Raw genomic sequence first — 8,723 nt, forward strand, 5'->3', positions numbered from 1 at the left:
CAGCGTGGTGCCCGGCGTCTTCTTCGTCACCATCACCGCGGGCTATCTGTTCGGGCCGTGGGTGGGCGGGGTTTCGACCTCCATCGCGGCCACGGTGGGCGCCCTGATCGTCTATGGCGTGGCGCGCACGGCGCTGGGCCGCAGTCTTCGGGAGAAGGCCGAGCGCGACCAGGGGCTGATGCAGAAGGTCTGCGCGGCCATCGACAAGGATACGTTCTGGTACGTGCTGGCCAGCCGGCTGGCGGTGGTGGTGCCGTTCCACATGATCAACATCGCCGCGGGCGTCATGGCGGTGCGGCTGACGCCCTACACCATCGCCACCGTGATCGGCCTGCTGCCGGCGCACATTATCTACTGCTGGATCGGCGCCCGGCTGAACAGCCTGCTGGCCACCGACCCCAACCCGGACTTCCAGGCCCTGTTCGGCCAGTTCTGGGCGCCCATGACCGGGGTCTTCGTGCTGGCGGTGGTGCTGCCGTTCGCGATGAAGGGGCTGCAGGCGGCTCTGGGCCGGAAGGCCGCGACGTGAGACAAGCAGCCCTTCAGCCAAGCCTTGCGTTAGGGGGAGCATGACGCGCCTGCGCGCCCTTCTGAGCGATGTCCGCAAGGGATTGCGTGTTCCCGCCGACTGGCGCGAGCACGTGAAGTTCCACGCGCCGGACGCGCTGGCGTGGCGGCTGCTGCTGCTGACCTTCGTCTTCGCCGCCTCGGTCGAGGTGCTGATCATCGCGCCGAGCGCCGCCAGCTTCCACGAGCGCTGGCTGCTGGACCGGCTGCAGTCGGCGGAGCTGGCGTCCGTGGGCGTCGAGGCCCTGCCCTATTCCGCGGTCGAGGACGACACGGCCGAACAGCTGCTGGCCATCGGCGGGGTGCAGGCCGTTGTGGTCGGCGACCAGGGCGTGCGGCGGCTGCTGCTGCAGGCCCCCAACCTGCCCCGCACGCCGGACCTGATCGACCTGCGCAGGCAACGGCCCGTCGCGCGGCTGATCGACCCGTGGCAGACCCTGTTCGGCCACCCCGACCGCTCGATCCGGGTGCAGGCGCGGCCGCGCTACCGCTCGGGCGACTTCATCGAGATCCTGGCCCCGGCCCAGCCGCTGAAGGTGGAGCTGAAGACCTTCTTGCTGAACAGCCTGATCACCTCGCTGTTCGTCTCCCTGGTGGCGGGGGCCCTGCTGTACGCCGGCCTGGCCTTCCTGGTGCTGCAGCCGCTGCGTCGGGTCACCCGCTCGATCGAGCATTTCGCCGAGGACCCCGAGAGCGAGGGCGATCCGCCCAGCGACCGGCAGGACGAGATCGGTCGGGTCGAGCGCGAACTGGCCCGCATGCAGGAAGAAGTGCGCCACTCCCTGCGCTCGCGCGCCCGACTGGTGGCGCTGGGCGAGGCGGTGGCCAAGATCAATCATGACCTGCGCAACATGCTGACCTCGGCCCAGATGGCGTCCGAGCGGCTGGCGGACTCGCCGGACCCGGCGGTGGCCAAGGCCCTGCCGCGGCTGGAACGGGCGCTGAGCCGCGCCGCCGCCCTGTCGCGCAACGTGCTGGAATACGGGCGCAGCGAAGAGCCGGAGCCGCAGAAGGTGCGCGCGCCGCTGGCCGCCGCCCTGACGCTCGCCGCCGAGGATGCGGGGCTGTCCCCGGACGGAGTGCGGCTGGTGAAGAGCCTGCCCCCGCGGTTCAACGTCCACGCCGATCCCGACCAGCTGTACCGCATCCTGGTCAATCTGATGCGCAACGCCCGGCAGGCCATCGAGGGCGACGCCACACGGCCGGACAAGCGCGGCACGGTGCGGGTGAGCGGCTCGACCGCCGACGGCGACTGCGTGATCCTGGTCAGCGACGATGGGCCGGGCATCCCGCCGCGCCTGTCGGAGAAGCTGTTCGAGGCCTTCGTCAGCGGCAAGGCGTCCGGCGGGAGCGGACTGGGCCTGACGATCTCGCGCGAGCTGGCGGTCAACAACGGCGGAACCCTGACCCTGGTCGAGACCGGGCCGTCGGGCACGACGTTCGAACTGCGCCTGCCGAACTGAGCCAAATCGCGTGACCGGCGTTATCGCTCGCGGAGCGCCTCGAAACGGTCCAGCTTGTCCGCGACGTCCCGCTTCAGGAGACCTGACATGATCCGTATCGTCCTGACCTGCATCACTGCCCTGACGATGGCAGCCGCCCCCGCCGTGGCCCAGGCCGCAAAGCCGGTCGCGGAACCGCAGGCGGCCGCGCCGGCGCCCGGCTCGGACGAGTGGCTGCGCCTGCGCGGCGAGACCTATCACTCGGCCCCGGAGTCCGCTCAGGATCCGGCCGAGATTTCAGCCACCGCCAAGCTGAACGAGAGCATCGCGGCCCGCAACGCCGCCGCCGAACAGGCCGAGGCCGCCGACCAAGCCCGCTTCGACAGCGAGACCCAGCGCTGGGAGGCGGACAGCGCCCGTTCCAGCACCGCCCGCGTCCAGTGGGAGGCCGACGTGGCCGCCGCCAACGCGGCCCAGGCCCAGTGGGAGCGAGACCGCGCCGCCTGGGAGGCCGAAGTCGCCGCCTGCCGCGCCAGTCGCCGCCCGTGCATCACGCCCGCCGCGCCGATCGCGCCTCGGTACTGAACCGATTGAACACGCCGCTGGGGCGTGACACCGTCCGGCCCACATGACCGAGACCCCGGCCCCGCCGCCTGATCCGTACGCCGACCGCCTGCTGGCGGATGGGCGGGTCGAGACGTTCCGACATCCGGCGTGGGTCAGGATCACCCACTGGCTGAACGTCGTCGCGGTCGTGGTGCTGCTGATGACCGGGCTGAACATCCTGCAGGCGCATCCGCACCTGTACTGGGGCCTGCGCTCGACCTTCGCGGATCCATGGTTCAGCCCGCCGGCGCCGCCCGGATGGCTGATGCTGCCGTCGGTGCGGGACCTGGCCACGGCGCGCAGCTGGCATTTCCTGTTCGCCTGGATCTTCGTGACCAACGGCCTGGTCTATCTGGCCTGGGGCTTCCTCTCGCGCCGGTTCGCCCGCCGGCTGTGGCCGACCAGGGCCGACATCCGCGATCTGCCCCATTCCGTGGTCGAGCATGCGAAATTCGACTTCCCGAAGGACGACCGGGCGCGGGTCTATAATGTGATCCAGAAGCTGACCTATCTGGCGATGGTCCTGATCGTCCTGCCGATGATGCTGATCACCGGCCTGTCCATGTCGCCGGGCTTCAACGCCATCGGCGGGGTGCTGCTGGAGATCATGGGCGGACGGCAGTCGGCGCGGACGCTGCATTTCATCTCCGCCGGGCTGATCGTCGGCTTCATCCTGGTCCACGTCGGGCTGGTGATCTGGACCGGGTTGGCCAACAACATGCGGGCGATGGTCACGGGCTGGTTCCGGATCGAGCCCAGCGCCGGAGACACGGAATGAACCGCCGCCGATGGCTCATCGGAGCGCTGGCGACCGCCGGGGCCGCCGCCCTGTCGGCCTGCGACCGCGCCGTCTACGCCGTGACGGATCAGGCGCGGCGGATGGCCGAGGGGCTGACCCGACGGGCGCAGCGGCTGGTGGTGCCCCGGGACGCCCTGGCGCCGACCTACAGCAAGGCCGAGATCTCGCCGGACTTCCGGCCCAACGGCTCGGTCGATCCGGCGGCGTCGGACTATCTGGCGCTGAAGGCGAACGGCTTCAGCGACTACCGGCTGGTCATCGACGGGCTGGTGGAGCGGCCGCTGTCGCTGGGGCTGGCGGAGTTGAAGCGGCGGCCCGCCCAGACCCAGATCACCAAGCATGACTGCGTCGAGGGCTGGACCTCCATCGCCGAATGGATGGGCGTGCGGCTGGAAACCCTGCTGGACGAGGCCGGGCTGAAGCCCGAGGCCCGCTATGTGGTCTTCCACTGTTTCGACGCGCTGGATCAACGCGAGGACGGCGAGCGCTATTACGAGAGCATCGACCTGATCGACGCCCGACATCCGCAGACCATCCTGGCCTATCTGATGAACGGCGAGACCCTGCCCGTGCCGCACGGAGCGCCGCTGCGGCTCAGGGTCGAACGGCAGCTGGGCTACAAGCACGCCAAATACATCCGCCGCATCGAGGTGGTGGAGAGCTTCGCCCACCTCGGCCGGGGCAAGGGCGGCTATTGGGAAGACCGGGGGTACGAGTGGTACGCGGGGATCTGACCCGTCGGGGACTGGGGCAAGGACTGGGGCTGGCGGCGGGGGTCGTGCTGATCGCTGGGGCGAACGGAGCAACGGCTCGAACGCGCATTCCCATGATCGTCCCGACCACCTCGGGGCGCGTGCGCCTGTTCGCCGACGGCCTTGTCGCCGCCGCCAAGGGCGTGCCCTACGGTCGGGCCGGACGCTTCGCCCGCCCGCAACGCTCCGCATCGTGGAGCGAACCTTACGCCGCCGACGCTTACGGCCCCGCCTCGCCCCAGCGGGGTAGCGAGCCGAACCAGGCGGAGGACTGCCTGCGCCTGAACGTCTGGACGCCGGACACCCGTCCGGGCCGCCGCCCGGTGATCGTCTACATCCACGGCGGGGCCTATTCGACCGGTTCAGGCTCCAGTCCGCTGACCAACGGGGCGCGGCTGGCGGCCCGGGGCGGCGTGGTCGTGGTCACCGTCAATCATCGGCTGGGCCCGCTGGGTTATGCGCCGCTGGCGCGGATCGCGCCGGGGTTCGAGGACAGCGGCAATCTGGGCCAGCTGGATCTCGTGCTGGCTCTGGAGTGGGTGCGGGACAATATCGCGGCCTTCGGCGGCGACCCGGGCTGCGTCACCCTGGTGGGCCAGTCCGGCGGCGGCGCCAAGATCGCCACCCTGATGGCCATGCCCGCGGCGGCGGGCCTGTTCCACCGCGCCGTGACCATGAGCGGTCAGCAGGTGACGGCGTCCGGCCCGCTGAACGCCACCCGGCGCGGGCAGGTCTGGCTGGAGGCGCTGGGGCTGACGCCTGACCGGATCGAAGAGGTGCGCACCCTGCCGGTCGAGCGGCTGATCGAGGCGGCGGGCGCGACCGACCCCATCCTCGGCGGCTCCCTCTATTTCGGGCCGGTGCTGGATGGGCGCAGCCTGACGCGGCACCCGTTCTGGCCCGACGCCCCGGCGCAGTCGGCGTCCATTCCAATGATGATCGGCAACTGCCGCGAGGAGACCCTGGCCTTCCTCGGCGACGATCCGGCCAACGCCGGGCTGACGTGGGAAAGCCTGCCCGCCAGGCTGACGCCGTCGCAGATGCGCATCGACGTGGCGCCCGAGGAGGTCGTCGCCTGGTACCGCGCCGAACATCCCGAGCTGAGCCCCGACGACGTGCTGATCCGGGCCACGACGGCGGCGCGGTCGTGGCGCGCGGCGGTGATCGAGGCCGAGGCGCGGGCCGCGCAGGGGGCGCCGGCGTATGTCTACCAGCTGGACTTCCCCAGCCGCCGGAGCAACGGCCGCACGGGCGCCTGGCACACCTCGGACATCCCGCTGATGCTGGACAATGTCGAGGCGGAAGGGTCGGGCGCTTCAGGGCCGGAGGGACAGGCGATGGCCGACCGGATGGCGGACGCCCTGCTGGCCTTCGCCCGCACCGGCGACCCCAACCATCCCGGCTTGCCGCGCTGGACGCCCTATTCGCTGGAGCGCCGCGAGACGATGGTGCTGGACCGGGCCTCGCGGATGGAGAACGATCCACGCGGGGACGAGCGGCGCTTCTTCGGGCGAATCCCGTATGTCCAGCCGGGGACCTGAGGAGGAAGGAATGCGTGCGACGTGGATGGCGGCCCTGCCGGCCGGTCTGATGCTGATGACGGGCACGGCGAGCGCCCAGACGCCGCCGCCCGCGCCGCCGCGCCCCGCGACGGTCACCGATCCGACCTGGGCCTCAGTTCCCAGCGGAGAAGAGCTGAGCGCGGCCTATCCGGAGTTCGCCACTGCGATCGGCCAGGAGGGCGAGGTGACATTACGCTGCACGGCTCTGGCCAGCGGCGGGCTGGACCATTGCGAGGTCGTGGACGTCAAGCCGCGAGGTCTGGGCTTTGATCGCGCGGGTCTGTCGCTGTCGTCGCTGTACCGCGTGAACCCGCGGGTGGTCGACGGCCAGGACACCAAGTCGACCGTCCAATTCCCCATCCGCTTCCGGACGCGGCCGTATGATCCCATCGCGCCCTGGACAGGCCCCGAACCCGACACCGCGCATCTTGCCGCGGCCCGGGTCATCGCCGACCGTCTGGCGCCGGCGATCCAGGCCAACTTCCTCGACTCGCTGGAGCACATCGACGTCGATGCGGATCGAGTCGACAAGGTGCGCGCGATGCTGGTGCAGGCCCACGAGGAGTTCCTCGAACGCGACAAGACAGCGACCGTCCTCACGATGGCCCGTCTGTTGTCACCCGCCCAGCTGGCCGTCATGGCTGCCGGAGGCCCGCCTCCGACGACTCCCTCCGACGAGGCCATCGCCAGCGCGAGCGATCAGTCCGAGGCGGTCAGCCGGGCGCAAATGGATCGCCTGAGGGCCCTGTATTGCACCCAGTTCGAGTGCCCGGTCCTGTCCGCCCCATCCGCCGATTCCGTTCGCCCCTAGGCGAGCGCAACCTCGGCCCTGAGCCGGTTGCTCTCGATCCCCGCCTCCAGCACCTCCATGACGGCCAGCGCCTGTTCGGGCGGGACGGGGTTCGGTCCCTGGCCGGTCAGGGCGGCGGCGACGGCGGCGTAGTAGGCGGGATAGTCTCCGGGCGGACAGGGCGCCGGCGTGCGCCCGCCCGTGGCGCCGTCGACGAGCGTGGCGGGACGGGGATCCACGCCCCAGCCCGGACCGCCGACGGGCACGCCCGCCTTCAGCTGGTCCTCCTGCACGTCGAGGCCGGACTTGAGCCAGCTCGCCTTCGCGCCTTGGACGGCGAAGCGGAGGTCGGGCGCCGGGGAGGTCATGTCGGCGTGCAGGATCACCCGCTTGTCCGCATAGCGCAGCACGGCGTGGGCCCAGTCCACGGCCTGACCGCCCTCACGCAGCACGGCCAGGTCGCACGAGACGCCCAGCGGGCGGCCGAACAGGACCAGGGCCTGATCGATCAGATGGGGACCCAGGTCATTCCAGACGCCGCCGCCGGGGCCGTCCCGCTCGCGCCAGCGGTCGCGGACCTCGGGCCGGAAGCGGTCGAAATGGCTCTCGAAGGTGCGGACGGCCCCAAGAACGCCCGAGGCGATCTGCTGCTGCAGCGACAGGAAGTCGGCGTCCCAGCGACGGTTGTGGAAGACCGACAGGAACAGCCCCTTCGCCCGGGCCAGATCGGCCACCGCGCGCGCCTCGGCCGGCGACAGGGCGAAGGGCTTGTCGACGACCACCGCCTTGCCCGCCTCCAGCGCGGCCCGGGCCTGCGGCGCGTGAAGGGCGTTGGGCGTGGCGAGGACGACCAAGGCGATCTCCGGATCGGCCAGCACGGTCTCGAAGGCCGGGACGGCGCGGGCGCCGGGCCAGGCCGCCGCGACCTCGTCCGGTCGGCTGGTCACGATGGTGTGGAGGCGCAGACCCGGGCAGGCGGCGATCAGGGGGGCGTGGAAGGTCTGTCCGGCGTAGCCGAAGCCGACGAGGGCGACGTTGGGTGCGGTCATGATCGCCTTTCTAGCGCAACCGCCGCCCCGGCGGGGGTCACGTTCGGCGCCATGTCCGGCTTGCCAGAGCGGCGATATCGACGCGATAAGGAACCGGACCGCGCCGCCGGAGGGGACGGCGCCGGCTCAAGGGGGACATCCATGCTGAACCGGACGCTTCCGGGACTGGCCGCGCTGGCGGTCGTCGTGAGCCTGACCGCATGCGAGAAGGGGCCCGAGATCGTCCCGGCGAAATTCACCGCCCGGCCGTCGGCCGATGAGCTGGCGGAGGCCTATCCCGCCTTCGCCCGCATGGCGCGCATTCCGGGCAAGGTGAAGATGCGCTGCGAATATTCGATCTCGGGCACGCTGCAGCGGTGCCGCCAGGTCGCCGTCGCGCCGGAAGGGCTGAATTTCGAGGCCGGCGTGCCGCGCCTGCTGTCGAAATACACGGTCCTGCCCCAGACCTATGACGGCCGTCCGGCGCCCGCGCCCATCACCTTCGTCATCAGCTTCACCCCGCCGCCGGCGCCCGGCCCCTACGCCGGCGAGCCGGTGCGCGACGCCGACGTGGCCGTGGTCCGCCGCAGCCTGTCCTACATGGGCGAGGCCGAGAACCGGTCGGCCCAGTACCGGGCCAGCCGCAGCGTCGATCTGGATCGGATGACCGCCGTGGGCGGGATGGTCGACCGGGCCTACGCCGCCGACGGCGCCGCCCGGCGGGCGGTCATGCCGCTGGCCGTGGTGCAGACCCTGCTGCCGGCGGACCGGCGCGAGCTGGCCAAGCCGACCGGCTACGTGATGTTCCCGACGCTGCACCAGATGGAGGCCCAGAGCCCCGAGTTCTTCGCCGCCAACGAGCGCATGGCCGCCCGGATGCGGACCGAATACTGCGCCGCCTATTCGTGCAGCACCGAACTGCCGGAAGCCGTCACCGGGGAGTGACGGCGGCGGCGAGCCGCTAAACGGAGGCTCAGGCCTCCGTCTCTTCCTGACGCTTCTTCATCAGGGCGTCGAACGAGCCCCAGACGCCTTCGGCGCCGTGCCACGAGCCCTTGGTCGCGGCCTTGGAGTATTCGGTGGCGCGGGCTTCGAAGAAGTTGGCGTGCTCGACGCCCGACAGCAGGGACTGCAGCCAGGGCAGCGGGTTTTCCTTGACGCCGAACAGCTCGGGCAG

9 protein-coding genes and 1 pseudogene are annotated in these 8,723 nt (G+C 71.1%); 8 read left to right on the top strand and 2 right to left on the bottom strand.

Going from position 1 to position 8,723, the window contains the following annotated elements; genetic code table 11:
- The 7 genes from Q0C81_RS12080 to Q0C81_RS12110 form a co-directional block, all read left to right on the top strand.
- Positions 1–529, top strand: a 529-nt coding sequence (locus Q0C81_RS12080) for a TVP38/TMEM64 family protein (RefSeq protein ID WP_291838070.1), incomplete at its 5' end; no start/stop codon positions are given.
- Positions 530–569: 40 nt separating this feature from the next.
- Positions 570–2,030 carry a HAMP domain-containing sensor histidine kinase gene (locus tag Q0C81_RS12085; RefSeq protein WP_291838075.1) on the top strand — a complete coding sequence of 487 codons (1,461 nt, stop codon included), beginning with the start codon at positions 570–572 and terminating at the stop codon, positions 2,028–2,030.
- An 87-nt stretch (positions 2,031–2,117) separates the two neighbouring features.
- On the top strand, positions 2,118–2,594 hold the full coding sequence (locus Q0C81_RS12090; RefSeq protein WP_291838077.1) for a cell wall hydrolase: 477 nt from the start codon (positions 2,118–2,120) through the stop codon (positions 2,592–2,594).
- Positions 2,595–2,637: 43 nt separating this feature from the next.
- Entirely contained in the window at positions 2,638–3,393 is a 756-nt protein-coding gene (locus tag Q0C81_RS12095; RefSeq protein WP_291838081.1) for a cytochrome b/b6 domain-containing protein, read from the top strand.
- Positions 3,390–4,148 (top strand): molybdopterin-dependent oxidoreductase, encoded by a 759-nt coding sequence (locus Q0C81_RS12100; protein ID WP_291838083.1) that lies wholly within the window; start codon positions 3,390–3,392, stop codon positions 4,146–4,148. Before Q0C81_RS12095 ends, Q0C81_RS12100 begins: the two co-directional genes overlap by 4 nt.
- A 92-nt stretch (positions 4,149–4,240) precedes the next feature.
- A complete protein-coding gene (locus Q0C81_RS12105; RefSeq protein WP_291838085.1) occupies positions 4,241–5,707 on the top strand; it encodes a carboxylesterase/lipase family protein in 1,467 nt (488 codons plus the stop codon).
- A 10-nt stretch (positions 5,708–5,717) separates the two neighbouring features.
- The gene (locus Q0C81_RS12110) at positions 5,718–6,539 is read left to right on the top strand and encodes a TonB family protein (RefSeq protein ID WP_291838087.1); all 822 of its coding nucleotides are present in this window, start codon (positions 5,718–5,720) and stop codon (positions 6,537–6,539) included.
- Here Q0C81_RS12110 and Q0C81_RS12115 read toward each other — a convergent pair.
- Positions 6,536–7,567, bottom strand: a complete 1,032-nt coding sequence (locus tag Q0C81_RS12115) for an oxidoreductase (protein WP_291838090.1) — start codon at positions 7,565–7,567, stop codon at positions 6,536–6,538. The two genes, Q0C81_RS12110 and Q0C81_RS12115, sit on opposite strands and share 4 nt — an antisense overlap.
- Positions 7,568–7,708: 141 nt before the next feature.
- Between Q0C81_RS12115 and Q0C81_RS12120 the strand changes: the two genes are divergently transcribed.
- Positions 7,709–8,491 carry a hypothetical protein gene (locus Q0C81_RS12120; RefSeq protein WP_291838093.1) on the top strand — a complete coding sequence of 261 codons (783 nt, stop codon included), beginning with the start codon at positions 7,709–7,711 and terminating at the stop codon, positions 8,489–8,491.
- Positions 8,492–8,519: 28 nt separating this feature from the next.
- On the opposite strand, the pseudogene Q0C81_RS12125 reads toward Q0C81_RS12120, so the two are convergent.
- Positions 8,520–8,723: pseudogene (locus tag Q0C81_RS12125) on the bottom strand (ribonucleotide-diphosphate reductase subunit beta); the annotation flags it as partial.

The organism is Brevundimonas sp., from assembly GCF_023259385.1.
Lineage (GTDB): Bacteria > Pseudomonadota > Alphaproteobacteria > Caulobacterales > Caulobacteraceae > Brevundimonas.

Bases quoted from the DNA above. Each gene is read 5' to 3' on its own strand.
- Q0C81_RS12110 (WP_291838087.1), top strand. From the start codon at position 5,718: ATGCGTGCGACGTGGATGGCGGCCCTGCCGGCCGGTCTGATGCTGATG.
- Q0C81_RS12085 (WP_291838075.1), top strand. From the start codon at position 570: ATGACGCGCCTGCGCGCCCTTCTGAGCGATGTCCGCAAGGGATTGCGT.
- Q0C81_RS12090 (WP_291838077.1), top strand. From the start codon at position 2,118: ATGATCCGTATCGTCCTGACCTGCATCACTGCCCTGACGATGGCAGCC.
- Q0C81_RS12120 (WP_291838093.1), top strand. From the start codon at position 7,709: ATGCTGAACCGGACGCTTCCGGGACTGGCCGCGCTGGCGGTCGTCGTG.
- Q0C81_RS12095 (WP_291838081.1), top strand. From the start codon at position 2,638: ATGACCGAGACCCCGGCCCCGCCGCCTGATCCGTACGCCGACCGCCTG.
- Q0C81_RS12105 (WP_291838085.1), top strand. From the start codon at position 4,241: ATGATCGTCCCGACCACCTCGGGGCGCGTGCGCCTGTTCGCCGACGGC.
- Q0C81_RS12100 (WP_291838083.1), top strand. From the start codon at position 3,390: ATGAACCGCCGCCGATGGCTCATCGGAGCGCTGGCGACCGCCGGGGCC.
- Q0C81_RS12115 (WP_291838090.1), bottom strand. From the start codon at position 7,567: ATGACCGCACCCAACGTCGCCCTCGTCGGCTTCGGCTACGCCGGACAG.